General features: G+C 63.1%; 17 protein-coding genes. 10 read left to right on the top strand and 7 right to left on the bottom strand.

Going from position 1 to position 13,938, the window contains the following annotated elements; genetic code table 11:
* The first annotated feature begins 2 nt into the window (after nt 1–2).
* Nucleotides 3–212, top strand: coding sequence for a hypothetical protein (locus tag AAIH46_RS07220; protein ID WP_430305074.1), 210 nt, complete (start codon nt 3–5; stop codon nt 210–212).
* On the opposite strand, the gene dprA is transcribed toward AAIH46_RS07220, so the two are convergent.
* From dprA to AAIH46_RS07200, 4 genes are read right to left on the bottom strand one after another with little or no spacing between them, the layout of a single operon-like run.
* Nucleotides 186–1,337 (bottom strand): DNA-processing protein DprA, encoded by a 1,152-nt coding sequence (dprA, locus tag AAIH46_RS07215; RefSeq protein WP_430305072.1) that lies wholly within the window; start codon nt 1,335–1,337, stop codon nt 186–188. The genes AAIH46_RS07220 and dprA overlap by 27 nt on opposite strands.
* A 6-nt stretch (nt 1,338–1,343) precedes the next feature.
* Entirely contained in the window at nt 1,344–1,961 is a 618-nt protein-coding gene (gene plsY, locus AAIH46_RS07210) for a glycerol-3-phosphate 1-O-acyltransferase PlsY (RefSeq protein WP_430305070.1), read from the bottom strand.
* 12 nt (nt 1,962–1,973) lie between these two features.
* Complete coding sequence (locus AAIH46_RS07205; RefSeq protein ID WP_430305069.1) at nt 1,974–3,266, bottom strand: dihydroorotase; 1,293 nt, start codon at nt 3,264–3,266, stop codon at nt 1,974–1,976.
* Nucleotides 3,263–4,219, bottom strand: coding sequence for an aspartate carbamoyltransferase catalytic subunit (locus tag AAIH46_RS07200; RefSeq protein ID WP_430305068.1), 957 nt, complete (start codon nt 4,217–4,219; stop codon nt 3,263–3,265). Before AAIH46_RS07200 ends, AAIH46_RS07205 begins: the two co-directional genes overlap by 4 nt.
* A gap of 124 nt (nt 4,220–4,343) precedes the next feature.
* Between AAIH46_RS07200 and AAIH46_RS07195 the strand changes: the two genes are divergently transcribed.
* Complete coding sequence (locus tag AAIH46_RS07195) at nt 4,344–5,996, top strand: acyl-CoA dehydrogenase family protein (protein WP_430305067.1); 1,653 nt, start codon at nt 4,344–4,346, stop codon at nt 5,994–5,996.
* Between the two features lie 314 nt (nt 5,997–6,310).
* The gene (locus tag AAIH46_RS07190; protein ID WP_430305065.1) at nt 6,311–6,634 is read left to right on the top strand and encodes a DUF6105 family protein; all 324 of its coding nucleotides are present in this window, start codon (nt 6,311–6,313) and stop codon (nt 6,632–6,634) included.
* Here AAIH46_RS07190 and ruvX read toward each other — a convergent pair.
* Nucleotides 6,580–7,065: a Holliday junction resolvase RuvX gene (gene ruvX, locus AAIH46_RS07185; RefSeq protein WP_430305064.1), complete on the bottom strand. Its 486-nt coding sequence runs from the start codon at nt 7,063–7,065 to the stop codon at nt 6,580–6,582. The genes AAIH46_RS07190 and ruvX overlap by 55 nt on opposite strands.
* A gap of 199 nt (nt 7,066–7,264) precedes the next feature.
* Between ruvX and AAIH46_RS07180 the strand changes: the two genes are divergently transcribed.
* The 3 genes from AAIH46_RS07180 (at nt 7,265) to gatA (ending at nt 9,938) form a co-directional block, all read left to right on the top strand.
* Nucleotides 7,265–7,969 carry a metal-dependent hydrolase gene (locus AAIH46_RS07180; protein WP_430305062.1) on the top strand — a complete coding sequence of 235 codons (705 nt, stop codon included), beginning with the start codon at nt 7,265–7,267 and terminating at the stop codon, nt 7,967–7,969.
* Nucleotides 7,970–8,118: 149 nt separating this feature from the next.
* Complete coding sequence (gene gatC / locus AAIH46_RS07175) at nt 8,119–8,406, top strand: Asp-tRNA(Asn)/Glu-tRNA(Gln) amidotransferase subunit GatC (protein ID WP_430305061.1); 288 nt, start codon at nt 8,119–8,121, stop codon at nt 8,404–8,406.
* Between the two features lie 50 nt (nt 8,407–8,456).
* Nucleotides 8,457–9,938, top strand: coding sequence for an Asp-tRNA(Asn)/Glu-tRNA(Gln) amidotransferase subunit GatA (gene gatA, locus AAIH46_RS07170; protein ID WP_430305059.1), 1,482 nt, complete (start codon nt 8,457–8,459; stop codon nt 9,936–9,938).
* Nucleotides 9,939–9,993: 55 nt separating this feature from the next.
* On the opposite strand, the gene AAIH46_RS07165 is transcribed toward gatA, so the two are convergent.
* Together AAIH46_RS07165 and AAIH46_RS07160 are read right to left on the bottom strand one after the other, a co-directional pair.
* Complete coding sequence (locus tag AAIH46_RS07165; RefSeq protein ID WP_430305058.1) at nt 9,994–10,245, bottom strand: BrnA antitoxin family protein; 252 nt, start codon at nt 10,243–10,245, stop codon at nt 9,994–9,996.
* Complete coding sequence (locus AAIH46_RS07160; RefSeq protein ID WP_430306511.1) at nt 10,196–10,432, bottom strand: BrnT family toxin; 237 nt, start codon at nt 10,430–10,432, stop codon at nt 10,196–10,198. The genes AAIH46_RS07165 and AAIH46_RS07160 overlap by 50 nt, the downstream gene beginning before the upstream one ends.
* Nucleotides 10,433–10,710: 278 nt before the next feature.
* Between AAIH46_RS07160 and AAIH46_RS07155 the strand changes: the two genes are divergently transcribed.
* The 4 genes from AAIH46_RS07155 (at nt 10,711) to AAIH46_RS07140 (ending at nt 13,864) form a co-directional block, all read left to right on the top strand.
* Complete coding sequence (locus AAIH46_RS07155) at nt 10,711–11,205, top strand: GNAT family N-acetyltransferase (protein ID WP_430305057.1); 495 nt, start codon at nt 10,711–10,713, stop codon at nt 11,203–11,205.
* Between the two features lie 104 nt (nt 11,206–11,309).
* Nucleotides 11,310–12,812, top strand: a complete 1,503-nt coding sequence (gene gatB, locus AAIH46_RS07150; protein ID WP_430305056.1) for an Asp-tRNA(Asn)/Glu-tRNA(Gln) amidotransferase subunit GatB — start codon at nt 11,310–11,312, stop codon at nt 12,810–12,812.
* Nucleotides 12,813–12,881: 69 nt separating this feature from the next.
* The gene (locus tag AAIH46_RS07145) at nt 12,882–13,382 is read left to right on the top strand and encodes an N-acetyltransferase family protein (RefSeq protein ID WP_430306510.1); all 501 of its coding nucleotides are present in this window, start codon (nt 12,882–12,884) and stop codon (nt 13,380–13,382) included.
* 8 nt (nt 13,383–13,390) lie between these two features.
* On the top strand, nt 13,391–13,864 hold the full coding sequence (locus tag AAIH46_RS07140; RefSeq protein WP_430305054.1) for an N-acetyltransferase family protein: 474 nt from the start codon (nt 13,391–13,393) through the stop codon (nt 13,862–13,864).
* Nucleotides 13,865–13,938 lie beyond the last annotated feature (74 nt).

The following is a 13,938-nucleotide window of genomic DNA, read 5'->3' as shown; positions in this document are numbered from 1 at the left end:
CAATGGGAACTCAGCGGGGCGAAACCGGATCTGTCGGCGACACGGCGGCAAACATTGCCTACATCCTGCAGATGCTTGGCCAACTGCGCCAGGTCGCGTTTCAGGAGCGCGCCGACATGCTCTGCTACCTGATCGAGATGGCCTATGTGGAGGCCGGCGACCTGCAGGCGGGTCGCCGCAGTCTGTCAATCGATCATCGAGAGCGACACTAGGCCGCCCGGATGCCGGTGCAGCCGACCGGCGAGATCCAGCTCTAGAAGCACAAGATAGACTGTGGAAGCGGGCAGTTCGGTATGCCGGATGACATCGTCGATCTCGACGGGAGTCGGTCCGAGCGCATCGAGGATGCGGGTGCGGGCGCTCTGTTCCGGCGGCAGCATCGAGAAGGGCGGCCGGTCGTCGCCGGGTTCCTCGATCACCGGCGGACCGTGCGCATCGAGCTCCGAGATCGGCGCCAGGGCCTCGATGACGTCGGCGGACCCGGTGGTGACGATCGCACCCTGCTTCAGCAGTCCGTTCGTGCCATGGCAGCGCGGATCGAGCGGTGAGCCGGGAACGGCGAAGACGAGACGGCCGAAATCGGCCGCCATGCGCGCGGTGATCAGCGAGCCGGACCGGTCGGCGGCTTCCACAACGACAACGCCGAGCGAGATCCCGGCGATCAGTCGGTTGCGGCGGGGGAAATCTCTAGCCCGCGGCTCCCAGCCGAGTGGCATCTCGCTGACCGCCAATCCAGATCCATCGGTGATCTGCCGCAGCAAGTCGATGTTCTCGGGCGGGTAGGGCTGGTCGAGCCCGCCGGCCAGCACGGCGATCGTACCGGTATCGAGACTGGCACGATGGGCTGCCGTGTCGATGCCGCGCGCCAGGCCCGATGTCACGACATAGCCTGCCTGTCCGCAGTCGCGCGCCATCATCGCTGCGAACTTGGCACCGCTGATCGACGCATTGCGGGAGCCGACGATTCCGACCGATGGGTGTTGAGAGATGGAGAAGTCGCCCTTCATCGCCAGCAGCGGCGGTGCGCCATCGGTCTGACGGAGCGCAGGCGGGTAGTCGTCCTCACCGATGCCGACGAGCCGGGCGCCGAGCCGGTCCGCCAGACCAAGTTCCCGTTCCGCATCCTCGACGGACGCGACGCGAATGGCGCGGGCTGCACCCCCACGCCGCGACAATTCCGGAAGAGCTGCTATCGCCGCTTCGGCTGAACCGAAGTGGTTGATGAGGTCGCGAAAGGTCGAGGGTCCGACATTGTCGCTCCGGATCAGGCGGAGCCAGGCGATCCTCTGTTTGTCCGTCAGCGCAATCCCCTTCCGCCGTGCGCCGCCGGAGGACATGCAGCCTTATCCCTTCTGGCCGATCCTGGTTTCCGTGCCGTTGATCAACCGCTCGATGTTCGCTTTGTGCTTCCAGTAGGTGATGACGGTCATGACCGCCATGATGACTGCAATTTTATGGTCGCCTACGATCCACAATGCAATCGGAATTACCAGCGTTGCCACGAGCGCGGATAGGGATGAGTAGCGGCTGAGCTTGGCAATCGCCAGCCAGACAAACGCGAACACCAGCACCATCGCCGGCGCCACGCCAAGCAGGGTGCCGATATAGGTTGCGACGCCCTTGCCGCCCTTGAAGCCGATCCACACCGGAAACAGGTGGCCGATGAATGCGGCAAAGCCGGCAAGGATCGCCGCATCCGGGCCCCAGAGCGCGCCGGCGAGAAGTGCTGCGGCTGTCGCTTTGAATGCATCGAGCAGCAGCGTCGCCGCCGCCAGTTTCTTGTTACCGGTGCGAAGAACGTTGGTCGCGCCGATATTGCCCGAGCCGATCGAACGCACGTCTCCAAGGCCGGCGGCTTTGGTGAGAATGAGGCCGAACGGGATGGAGCCGAGCAGGTAGCCGAGGGCCAGAGCCGCAAGTGCGATCGGGAGCGTGATCTGCCAGTCGAAGAGTTCGCTCATCTCAGTCGTTCCTCAAAGGTTGTGGACGAGACGCCCCGACACATAGGTCGAGACCGCGCGGCCGCTGAAACGGGCATCTTCGAACGGCGTGTTCTTCGAGCGCGAGACGATCGTATCCTCGGAGACAAGCCAGGGTTCATCAAGGTCGATGAGCGTGATGTCGGCCTTGGCGCCCGGCGCCAGCGTGCCGGCATCGAGGCCGAAGATCTGTGCCGGACGTGTCGACATGGCGTGGATCAGCCGCATCAGCGGCACGCGGTCGGCGTGGTGCAGGCGAAGGGCGGCAGCCAGCATGGTTTCGAGGCCGATCGCGCCGTCGGCGGCATCCGCAAACGGCAGGCGCTTGGTATCGACGTCCTGCGGATCATGCGAAGAGACGATGATGTCGATCGTGCCGGCAGCCAGCGCATCCACCATCGCCTGCCGGTCATCCTCGGTGCGCAGCGGCGGCGACAGCTTGAAGAAGCTGCGATATTCGCCGATGTCGTTTTCATTGAGCGACAGGTGATTGATCGAGACGGCGCAGGTCGCCTTGGCGCCGCGCGATCGGGCGAGCCGCACGGCTTCAGCGGATTCCGGTACCGAGATCTTTGCCGCGTGATAGTCGGCGCCGGTCAGGCCGGCGATGCGCAGGTCGCGCTCGAGCGGGATCAGTTCGGCTTCGCGCGGCGCGCCTGAAAGTCCGAGCCAGCTGGCGAACAATCCTTCATTCATCACGCCGTTGACGCCGAGATAAGGGTCCCGCGCTTCGAGCGACACGACGGCGCCGAATTCGCGGGCATAGGTCATCGCCCGGCGGAGCATCTGGGTGTCGGCAAGGCAATGACGACCATTGGTGAAGGCGACCGCGCCGGCTGCGGCCAGCATGCCGATCTCCGTCATCTCGGTGCCTTCGAGGCCACGCGTCAGGGCCGCGGCCGGGTAGACGTTGACGACTGCCTTGTCGCGCGCCTTGTTGCGGACGTATTCGATGAGCGCGATATCATCCAGAACCGGATTGGTATCCGGCATCATGATGAAGCTGGTCACACCGCCGGCTGCCGCTGCCAGGCTGGCGGATCCGATTGTCTCACGGTGCTCCGCACCGGGCTCCCCGACATAGACCCGTGCATCCACGAGGCCGGGGACGGCCACCAGTCCACGGCAATCCCGGATCGTCGCGCCGTCGGGCGCGCCCTGGTTCTGAGCATCGCGGCCCGCGGCAAGGATGCGGCCGTCTTCGCCAACGACGATGGTGCCGGTTTCGTCAAGGTTGCGTGACGGGTCGAGGATGCGGACATTGTTCAAGACGAGCGGCTTGCTCATGCGCCGTATTCCTCTGTTCTCGGACCCTGGTTCTGCGAGACCAGCAGCGTCTCCATCACCGCCATGCGCACGGCGACACCCATTTCCACCTGGCTTTCGATGACGCTCTGCGGTCCGTCGGCAACCTCTGAGGCGATTTCCACGCCGCGGTTCATCGGCCCCGGATGCATGACGAGCGCGTCATCCTTGGCCGCCTTCAGCTTTTCGGCGTCCAGCCCGTAGAAGTGGAAGTATTCGCGCACCGATGGGACGAAGGAGCCGGACATGCGCTCGCGCTGCAGGCGCAGCATCATCACGACATCGGCGTCCTTCAGACCTTCTTCCATGGAATGGAAGACCTCTACGCCCATCTGCGCAATGCCGGCGGGCAGCAGGGTAGACGGCGCCACGACCCGCACCCGCGCGCCCATGGCGTTCAGCAGGAGGATGTTGGAGCGGGCGACCCGCGAGTGCAGCACGTCGCCGCAGATGGCGACGATGATGCGCGACAGCTTGCCCTTGGCGCGGCGGATCGTCAGCGCGTCGAGCAGCGCCTGCGTCGGATGCTCGTGCTGTCCGTCGCCCGCATTGACCACGGAGCAGGCGACCTTCTGCGCCAGTAGCGCGGCGGCACCGGCGCTCGAATGCCGAACCACAAGCACGTCCGGGCGCATGGCGTTCAGCGTCATTGCGGTGTCGATGAGCGTTTCGCCCTTCTTGACCGACGAGTTGCCGACCGACATGTTCATGACGTCGGCGCCGAGGCGCTTGCCCGCAAGTTCGAATGAGGATTGGGTTCGGGTGGAGGCTTCGAAAAACAGATTTATCTGGGTCAGACCGCGCAGCGTTGAGGTTTTCTTTTCTCTCTGCCGGCTGATCTTGACCGCCTCGTCGGCCTTGTCGAGAAGGATCGTGATGTCCTGCTCGGTCAGGCCCTTGATCCCGAGGAGATGGCGGTGGGGAAACAAGGCCACGTAGACGTCCTCCGCTGATGTCACGCGGTCTATAAAGACAGGCGGGCCATGGGGCAAGCGGATGCATCCGTTGAGAAACTGAGATCCCCATGCATTTTCCAGAGATATCGATTAGAAACGCTCCATGAATCAGATCACGCGGACCGATGACACCTTCAACGAGCTGAACCAGCCCAGCCTCTGGTCCGGCATCAATGCCTATCGAACCGATCCTCTGATGGTGGATCTGACCGCCGGCCTTCATCGGTCTGTCCGCGAGGATTTCGACGCACTGGGCCGCTACGTCACCTCTCCGGAAGCGCAGGAACTGGCGCGGATGGCGAACGAGAGCCCGCCCAAGCTGAAGACCCACGGTCCGCGGGGCGAGCGGCTGGATACGGTTGAATTCCATCCGGCCTGGCACGCGCTGATGCGCCGGTCGATGGCGAGCGGCCTTCATTCATCCATCTGGGAAAATGCGCCGGAATCGCGCAACGCTCAGCACCGTGCCCGGGCGGCACGCTTTTATCTTTCCGCCCAGCTGGAATGCGGCCACCTTTGCCCGCTGACGATGACCAGCGCCTCGGTTGCGGCAATGATGGCTTCGCCGCGCGTCCACAAGGAGTGGGTGCCACGGATCCTGTCGCGCAAGTACGACAGCGCCAATCGCCCTGCCTTGCAGAAGAGCGCCATCACCGTCGGCATGGGAATGACGGAAAAGCAGGGCGGCACGGATGTGCGGGCGAACCGTTCCACTGCCGAGCGGGTGGGCGAGGGCGTCTACCGGCTGTCCGGCCACAAGTGGTTCATGTCCGCACCGATGAGCGACGCCTTCATCATGCTGGCCCAGGCGAACGAGGGGATCGGTTGCTTCCTGGTGCCGCGGCTGCTGGAGGACGGGACCGCCAACGGGCTGCAGTTCCAGCGGCTGAAGGACAAGCTCGGCAACCGCTCGAACGCCTCGGCGGAGGTCGAGTTCGCCGATGCCTTCGGTTACCTGCTGGGCGATGCCGGTGCCGGCGTCCGCACCATTCTCGACATGGTGACGCTGACGAGGCTCGACTGCGCGCTCGCCTCGGCCGGCATCATGCGGGCCTCGCTGGCCGAAGCCGTGCATCATTGCCGCGGCCGCAGCGTGTTCGGCAAGAACCTCATCGACCAGCCGCTGATGACGCGCGTGCTCGCCGACATGGCGCTCGACGTGGCTGCGGCGACAGCGCTGTCCTATCGTCTGGCGGAAGCCTTCGACAAGGCGGGCAGTAATCCGTCCGATGCAGCCTATGCCCGGGTAATGACGCCGGTCATCAAATACTGGGTGTGCAAGATCGCCCCGGCGCTGATCTACGAGGCGATGGAGTGCCTGGGTGGCAACGGCTACGTCGAGGAGCGGCCGCTCGCCCGACACTACCGCGAGGCGCCGGTCAACGCCATCTGGGAAGGCTCCGGCAACGTGATGGCGCTCGACGTGCTGCGTGTCCTCAGCCGGGGTCGCGACCTGTTCGATTCGGTGCTTTCGGCACTCGAGCGCGATCTCGGCCCGAGCGGGCGCAAGACGACCGACGTGTTGCGTGCCGCCATGGCGCTTGCCGAGCGAGACGAGGGGGCGGCGAGGCTTCTGGTCGAGCAGCTGGCGCTGGCTGCGGGCGCTGCCGAGCTCTTCCGGCTGGGTGCTGGCAAGATCGCCGACGCCTTCCTCGAGACACGTCTCGCCGGCGGCTGGCGGACGACCTACGGCATGCTCGATTCGCGCTTCGATGCCGCTTACGTGGTCGATCTCCTCTACCCGGCCGCCACCTGAAACTACTCGAAATGCCGGTGGATCAAGGGTTCTCCACACGCGAACGTCGGCGCGTTAACCATGTCTCCGGCTTTGCGTTGCGCTTTGTGCTTCAAGCTCTAGGTTGCTCGTTAACCACCTGTTAACCAACAAAGAGCGTGCCAGTCCGTGGGCGGAAACCGTTTCCTCAGTTATGCATTGCTGCTTGTGTTGCTGGTATTCTTCGCGGTGTTGCCCCTCGATATCGCGTTCCCGGCCACGGTTCTGAGCATGATGGCTCTGGTCCGTTGGAGTGTGCTGCCGGCCGACGAGACGGCCATGAATGGAGGAGCCGCATGAAGTGGTTTCTGATCCTTTGGGCGGGTCCCGTGCTGCTGCTCGGCAGTTGGTACTGGCTCTCCTACAACGACATCAGCTTCGGCTTTTTCATGCTGACACGGCAGACGCATGATCTCGTCTTCGAGATCTATGGCGGCATCCTCGGCGTCGAACCGGAAATCCTGCCGCCGCTGGTGGCACGCGCCGTCGCCTTCGACAGCCTGATCGTGATGTCGATCGTCGCCTTCCGCAAGCGCCGGCAGATCATCGCCTGGTGGAGCGGCCGCTACGGGGTGTCCGCTCCCGTTGCCAGGGAAGAAAGCCTGTCGAGCGCGCCCTGAAGGATGAAGCTGGCGGCCGCCGAATCAATTCGCTCGGCGCGCTTGGCCCGCGACACGTCCATCTCCAGCAGCGCCCGCTGCGCTGCCACCGTCGAGAGCCGCTCGTCCCAGAAGACGAAGGGAATGTCGGTTCGCTCGGCCATTGTCCGAACGAAGGCACGGGTTGACTGGACGCGGGGGCCGGAGGAGCCGTCCATGTTGATCGGCAGGCCGATGACGAAGGCGGCAACCTTCTCCCTGGCGGCGAAAGCCAGAAGAACCTCGGCATCCTTGGCGAATTTCACCCGCTTGATCACCGGCCGCGGCGAAGCAAAGCGGCGGCCGAGGTCCGACATCGCAAGACCGATCGTCTTGGTGCCGAGATCGAGACCGGCGATCGCCTGGCTGGGCAGAAGCAGGCCGGCCAGTTCCTCGATTGTCGCAACCGCCATTCTCAACAGCCTCCTACCGGCGAAATTCGTCGCCGTTACTTACTTTTATCCGAACGACGCCTATGTGCTTACGCAACTTCAATCTGCCCGGACCGCTTGACGCGGCCTGCCAGAGGAAGCACATCCGCTTGCCATTTCACCTGCTCGGCGCGCGCCTGAGCCATCACATCATCCCTCAACGAAAACAAGGAGATTTTCCGTGAAGATCACTTGGCTTGGCCACTCCGCATTCAGGATCGAGACCGCAGATGCGAAGATCCTCATCGATCCCTTCTTCTCCGGCAATCCGTCGTTTGCCGACCAGGACCGCAAGGCGGTGGCCGACGGCATTACCCACATCTTGCTGACGCACGGCCACGGCGACCATGTCGGCGACACGATCACGCTGGCGCAGGAAACCGGTGCCGTGGTGCTTGCCAATGCCGACCTCGCTGCCTGGCTTGGCTCCAAGGGCGTCAACCGGCTGGAAATGGGCAATACCGGCGGTACGATCAGCTTCGGCAGCTTCACCGCCACCTTCACCCAGGCGCAGCATTCCTCGGCGCAGATCACCGAGGATGGCGTGTCGCACGCGCTCGGCAACGCCAACGGCCTGATGCTGCACTTCGACGGCGAACCTTCGCTGCTGCACATGGGCGACACCGACATCTTTACCGACATGGGCCTGATCAACGAACTGCACCAGCCGGATATCGGCATCGTGCCGATCGGCGACCGGTTCACCATGGGCGGCGCGGTTGCCGCCGTCGCCTGCCAGCGGTTCTTCGATTTCAAGCACGCGATCCCGTGCCACTACGGCTCGTTCCCGATCGTCGACCAGACGCCGGACAAGTTCGTCAAGGGCATGGAAGGCCTGAAGACCCGCGTCGAGGCGCCGAAGGTCGGCACGACGCTGACGTTCTGATCCGCCCCGCTTCAACCTTCGCCGCCGGCAGCAGGAACCATCCACTGCCGGCGGATGTGCTGGGCAATTCCGCTGCAGCGGCCAAACTCGTTGCGAAGGGCGGGCATGGTCAGTATAGCGAGAGAGAATTTCCATTCCGGAGAGAGATCATGTCCGTCGACCTAGCCACCGTGAAGCGTGTTGCACGCTTGTCCCGCATTGCCGTAACCGAAGAGGAAGCGCAGCGCATGATGGGTGAATTGAACGGTATCCTCGGCTTCGTCGAGCAGCTCTCGGAAGTCGATGTTTCCGGCGTAGAGCCGATGACCTCCGTCACGCCCATGCAGATGCGTAAGCGCCAAGACGTGGTGACCGACGGCGACAAGGCAGACGACATCGTCGCCAACGCGCCGGGTACCGACCAGAACTTCTTCCTCGTGCCGAAGGTCGTCGAGTAAGCGCTCAACGCTTCTCCGACCTGCCACGCCTTTAGACGAGCTCAAAGATCATGACCGAACTGACCAGCCTGACCATTGCCGAAGCCCGCGACAAGCTGAAGTCGCGCGAGATCACCGCCATCGAACTGACGGAAAGCTACCTGTCGGCCATCGACGCCGCCAACGGCGCGCTGAACACCTATGTGGCAGTGACCGGTGACCGCGCGCGCGACATGGCCAAGGCCTCCGACGCGCGTCTTGCCGACGGCAAGGCCGGAGCCCTGGAGGGCATCCCGCTCGGCGTCAAGGACCTGTTCGCCACCCGCGACGTGCATACCCAGGCCTGCAGCCACATCCTCGACGGCTTCACCCCGAAGTACGAATCGACGGTTACCCAGAACCTCTGGGACGCTGGCGCCGTGATGCTCGGCAAGCTGAACATGGACGAATTCGCCATGGGCTCGTCCAACGAGAGCTCCTACTACGGACCGGCGGTCAACCCGTGGAAGGCCCAGGGTTCTGACGAGAAGCTCGTACCCGGCGGCTCCTCGGGCGGTTCGGCGGCAGCCGTTGCCGCGCGCCTCTGCGCCGGTGCCACGGCCACCGATACCGGTGGCTCGATCCGCCAGCCGGCCGCTTTCACGGGCACCGTCGGCATCAAGCCGACCTATGGACGCTGCTCGCGCTGGGGCATTGTCGCCTACGCGTCGTCGCTTGATCAGGCAGGCCCGATCGCCCGCGACGTGCGCGATGCCGCCATCCTCCTGAAGTCGATGGCAAGCGTCGACGCCAAGGACACGACGTCCGTCGACCTGCCGGTGCCGGATTACGAAGCCTCGCTCGGGCAGTCGCTGAAGGGCATGCGCATCGGCATTCCGAAGGAATACCGCATCGACGGCATGCCGGAAGAAATCGAGACGTTGTGGGCCGATGGCATCGCCTGGCTGAAGGATGCCGGTGCCGAGATCGTCGACATCTCGCTGCCGCATACGAAGTACGCGCTGCCGGCCTACTACATCGTCGCCCCGGCGGAAGCCTCGTCGAACCTTGCTCGCTATGACGGCGTCCGCTACGGCCTGCGCGTCGATGGCAAGGACATCGTTGACATGTACGAGAAGACCCGTGCGAGCGGCTTCGGTAAGGAGGTCCAGCGGCGCATCATGGTCGGCACCTATGTTCTCTCCGCCGGCTATTACGATGCCTATTATCTGAAGGCGCAGAAGGTTCGCACGCTGATCAAGCGCGACTTCGAGGATGCCTTCCACGCCGGCGTCGATGCTATCCTCGCGCCGATCACGCCGTCTTCGGCATTTGCCATTGGCGACCAGGAACTGGCGGCCGATCCGGTCAAGATGTACCTGCAGGACGTCTTCACCATCACCGTCAACATGGCCGGTCTTCCCGGTCTGTCGGTGCCGGCCGGTCTCGACAGCAGGGGCCTGCCGCTCGGCCTCCAGCTGATCGGCAAGCCGTTCGAAGAGGAAACGCTGTTCAAGACCGCGCATGTCATCGAGCAGGCGGCCGGAAAGTTTACCCCGAAGGCTTGGTGGTAGCAGCCGAGTGCTGCGGCGGCCACTGGAAGGCGGTCGCTGGATGTCTTGCGCTCCTTTAGCGTTTCGACTGACTGAGCATGTATGCTTTGAGGACCGCATTCATTCGCGTTTGATAGCCTTTACCTTGCGACCGGAACCATTCCAGCACATCGGTGTCCAAGCGCATCGTGATCTGAGCCTTTTGTGACGGTTGAATAAGTTGTGCGGTCGCGAAAAATCGCTCGTCGAGCTCCGGGATGTCGCTGTAATCGATCGCGTCATCTGCTCGGGCTGCCATGGTCTTCAGCCGCTGCTGTGAGATGGGCATGATATCGCAGTCTTTCTTTTCTGTTGGCAAAACGCGCGGAGATCAAGCGCGTGATGGAACCCCTGTCCGTATGAACCGCGACTACGACGATCAAACCCTCAAGGGCTCCGATGGTAAGAAATCGCCGCTCACCATAGGCAATTCGATCATCCGGCGACGTCAGCACAGGGCCGCTGAATATCAGCATGGCTTCCTCGAACGAGAGACCGTGCTTGGCAAGATTGATCCGGTTCTTTGCGTCGTCCCACTCGAACTGCATTGCCAAATGTAGCTACAGGCGCATCTGTGCGCAAGCATACTGCGGTACAACAGAGCGAATTCAGCTGTCTGCGGGGCCCGAGGGCACAGCCCTGCGAGACACGAAAGCGGCGTTCTGAGACGGGTGGTTAATCCGTTGTCCGAGAAGTTCCACTTGGAAATCCGGCATCGCGGTGGTTCAATCCTACATATAACGGCGGGAAGACGATGCCGACCATCCGCAATGCTCGCGAAGGCGAGGCTGACCTGCTGACCGAGATCGGCCTGCGCGCCTGGGCGCAGGCGATGGGGCCGATCGGCGGCAGCGAGGATCTGCGCGTCAACGCCTTGGACGCGTTTGCCTATTTTACCCGTTACTCGTGGGTCACCATCACCGTCATCGAGGAGAATGGCGTCGCCGCCGGCTGGGCTGCCCGCGAGGGTCTCGATGAGACGGTCACCGATTTCTGGATCGACCCCGGCTTTCAGCGGCGTGGATTGGGCACGGCGCTGTTGCGGGACATCGAACGGCAGATCCTCGATCAGGGTCTGGATATCGTCAGGCTGCAGACGCACGCACAAAATTCCGACGCCGTCTCCTTCTTCGAGAAGAACGGCTATGCGATCAACTGGCTGTCGATCTCCTATTCGCCGAAACTCGATCAGGACGTTCAGTCGGTCGGGCTCTCCCGCTGGCTTGTCGCGGCGCCAGGCGGTGACTAGGGCCGGGAGTTCTGACCGGCCCGCCGCCGCTGCAAAGCTTGCGTGAGCCGACCATTTGTTCTACCTGACGAACACGTAAACAGACTGCATGAAGAGCCATCCAGATGACCCTAGTCGACGTCCGTACCCCTGATCCGAAACGCTTCATCGCCGGTGCCACCGGTGACTGGGAGGTGATCATCGGCATGGAGGTGCATGCCCAGGTCCTGTCGAAGTCCAAGCTCTTCTCCGGCGCTTCCACCGAATTCGGCAAGCCGCCGAACTCGAACGTGTCGCTCGTTGACGCCGCCATGCCCGGAATGCTGCCGGTGATCAACGAGGAGTGCGTCAGGCAGGCGGTGCGCACCGGGCTCGGCCTCAAGGCGCAGATCAACAATCGCTCGCTCTTCGACCGCAAGAACTATTTCTATCCGGACTTGCCGCAGGGCTATCAGATCTCGCAGTTCAAGGACCCGATCGTCGGCGAAGGCAAGCTGGTGATCTCGCTCGGCCCCGACCGCCAGGGCAACTTCGAAGACATCGAGATCGGCATCGAACGGCTGCACCTGGAGCAGGACGCCGGCAAGTCGATGCACGACCAGCATCCGACGATGTCCTATGTCGACCTCAACCGCTCCGGCGTGGCGCTGATGGAGATCGTCTCCAAGCCAGACATGCGCTCGTCCGACGAAGCCAAGGCCTACATGACCAAGCTGCGGTCGATTGTCCGCTATCTCGGCACCTGCGATGGCAACATGGATGAAGGCTCGATGCGCGCCGACGTCAACGTGTCCGTCCGCAAGCCCGGCGGCGAGTTCGGCACGCGCTGCGAGATCAAGAACGTCAACTCGATCCGCTTCATCGGCCAGGCAATCGAATACGAAGCCCGCCGGCAGATCGCCATCATCGAGGACGGTGGCGTCATCGACCAGGAAACCCGTCTGTTCGATCCGAACAAGGGCGAGACCCGCTCGATGCGCTCCAAGGAAGATGCGCACGACTACCGGTATTTCCCCGATCCGGACCTACTGCCGCTGGAATTCGACGACGCGTTCGTCGAGGCGCTGAAGGTCGATCTTCCGGAACTTCCCGATGACAAGAAGGCCCGCTTCGTGCGCGAGCTTGGTCTTTCCGTCTATGACGCGTCGGTGCTGGTTTCTGAAAAGGCGATCGCCGACTATTTCGAGGCCGTCGCTGCCGGCCGCGATGGTAAGATCGCCGCGAACTGGGTCATCAACGACCTGCTGGGCGCCTTGAACAAAGCCGGCAAAGGCATTGAAGAGACTCCCGTTTCACCCGCTCAGCTCGGCGGCATCATCGACCTCATCAAGGCCGAGACAATCTCCGGCAAGATAGCCAAGGATCTGTTCGAGATCGTCTTCACCGAAGGTGGCGATCCCGCTGAGATCGTCGAGATGCGGGGCATGAAGCAGGTGACCGACACCGGCGCCATCGAAAAGGCGGTCGACGAGATCATCGCCGCCAACCCGGATCAGGTCGCCAAGGTTCTGGCCAAGCCTACTCTCGCCGGCTGGTTCGTCGGTCAGGTGATGAAGTCGACGGGCGGTAAGGCAAACCCGCAGGCGGTGCAGGCGCTGGTCAAGGCCAAGCTCGGCATCGAGGATTGATCTTCGCATCCGGTCTTGACCGGCCGGATACCGTCCAGCCACTGCGGCAGCGATCTGGAGAAAGTCATGGTGTTTTTCGTGCGTACTGCGGGCGAACAGGATGTCGAAGCCATCCGTGCGCTGCTGATCGAAACCTGGCATGCGACCTATGACACCCTCTACGGCGAGACGAAGGTCAACGATCTGATCGCCGCACTGCATACGCCCGATGCCATCAAAGCGAGGATCGGCAAGCGCGACGGGGAATTTCTCGTCGCCGATGATGGCCGCAACCTCGGCGGCGTCGCCTATGCCGATATGTCGTCGCTGATGACCAAGACCGCCGTGCTGCACCAGCTTTACGTTCGGCCGTCCTGCCAGGGGCAGGGCGTCGGTCGCGACCTGTTTGCCGAACTGGAGACCTGTTTCCCGGATGCCGAGATCATGCGGCTTGAAGTCGAACCGAAGAACACACGGGCCGTGTCGTTCTACAGCCGGTTGGGTTTCGTCGAGGTCGACCGGACGCAAAATTGCGCCACCACCGACAGCGGTATCGAGGCGGTGATCATGGAAAAGCCGCTGGAGCAGTAGCCGGGAGGATGGCGATGAGCGTCGAGGGATTGGTGATACGGCGGGCAGGCGAGGGTGACCTGCGGCAACTCGTGGCGCTGTTTGCCGAGGATGTCATCGGCTCGCATGGCGATACGACCGATGAAGAGGCCTTCGAGGACTATCTGCGTGCCTTTCACGTCATCGACCAGTCACCGAACGAGCAGTTGTTCGTCGCGGAACTGGACGGAGAGATTGTCGCCACCTACCAGATGACGCTGCTTCGCACGCTGCGCGGCCGCGGAGCCGTCGATGCCCAGGTGGAGGCCGTCCATACAAGATCCGATATGCGTGGCCGTGGCGTGGGCGCTCAGTTGATGCAGCATGCAGAGGCCCAAGCCCGCCGCCGCGGTTGCCGGCTGCTGCAGTTGGCCTCCAATGCGGCACGCGTCGATGCTCATCGGTTCTATGACCGCGCCGGCTTTGGACGCACGCATCTCGGCTTCAAGATGAAGCTCAAATAGTCATGGGCGGGCCTGCGAGTGCTGGACAAGGCGGGCCCGAGATTGCATAAGCGGGACAGGGAAACATTCCTTGT

This window comes from Rhizobium sp. 0TCS1.26, from assembly GCF_050455525.1.
In the GTDB taxonomy this organism is placed as follows: domain Bacteria; phylum Pseudomonadota; class Alphaproteobacteria; order Rhizobiales; family Rhizobiaceae; genus Neorhizobium.
This window is presented reverse-complemented; position numbering and strand designations above follow the sequence as displayed.

Excerpts from the sequence above, each read along its gene's own strand:
- AAIH46_RS07190 (WP_430305065.1), top strand. The coding sequence starts at position 6,311 with ATGAAGTGGTTTCTGATCCTTTGGGCGGGTCCCGTGCTGCTGCTCGGC.
- ruvX (WP_430305064.1), bottom strand. The coding sequence starts at position 7,065 with ATGGCGGTTGCGACAATCGAGGAACTGGCCGGCCTGCTTCTGCCCAGC.
- AAIH46_RS07140 (WP_430305054.1), top strand. The coding sequence starts at position 13,391 with ATGGCGATGAGCGTCGAGGGATTGGTGATACGGCGGGCAGGCGAGGGT.
- AAIH46_RS07155 (WP_430305057.1), top strand. The coding sequence starts at position 10,711 with ATGCCGACCATCCGCAATGCTCGCGAAGGCGAGGCTGACCTGCTGACC.
- plsY (WP_430305070.1), bottom strand. The coding sequence starts at position 1,961 with ATGAGCGAACTCTTCGACTGGCAGATCACGCTCCCGATCGCACTTGCG.
- AAIH46_RS07205 (WP_430305069.1), bottom strand. The coding sequence starts at position 3,266 with ATGAGCAAGCCGCTCGTCTTGAACAATGTCCGCATCCTCGACCCGTCA.
- gatA (WP_430305059.1), top strand. The coding sequence starts at position 8,457 with ATGACCGAACTGACCAGCCTGACCATTGCCGAAGCCCGCGACAAGCTG.
- AAIH46_RS07220 (WP_430305074.1), top strand. The coding sequence starts at position 3 with ATGGGAACTCAGCGGGGCGAAACCGGATCTGTCGGCGACACGGCGGCA.
- gatC (WP_430305061.1), top strand. The coding sequence starts at position 8,119 with ATGTCCGTCGACCTAGCCACCGTGAAGCGTGTTGCACGCTTGTCCCGC.
- dprA (WP_430305072.1), bottom strand. The coding sequence starts at position 1,337 with ATGTCCTCCGGCGGCGCACGGCGGAAGGGGATTGCGCTGACGGACAAA.
- AAIH46_RS07165 (WP_430305058.1), bottom strand. The coding sequence starts at position 10,245 with ATGCCCATCTCACAGCAGCGGCTGAAGACCATGGCAGCCCGAGCAGAT.
- AAIH46_RS07160 (WP_430306511.1), bottom strand. The coding sequence starts at position 10,432 with ATGCTGATATTCAGCGGCCCTGTGCTGACGTCGCCGGATGATCGAATT.
- gatB (WP_430305056.1), top strand. The coding sequence starts at position 11,310 with ATGACCCTAGTCGACGTCCGTACCCCTGATCCGAAACGCTTCATCGCC.
- AAIH46_RS07195 (WP_430305067.1), top strand. The coding sequence starts at position 4,344 with ATGAATCAGATCACGCGGACCGATGACACCTTCAACGAGCTGAACCAG.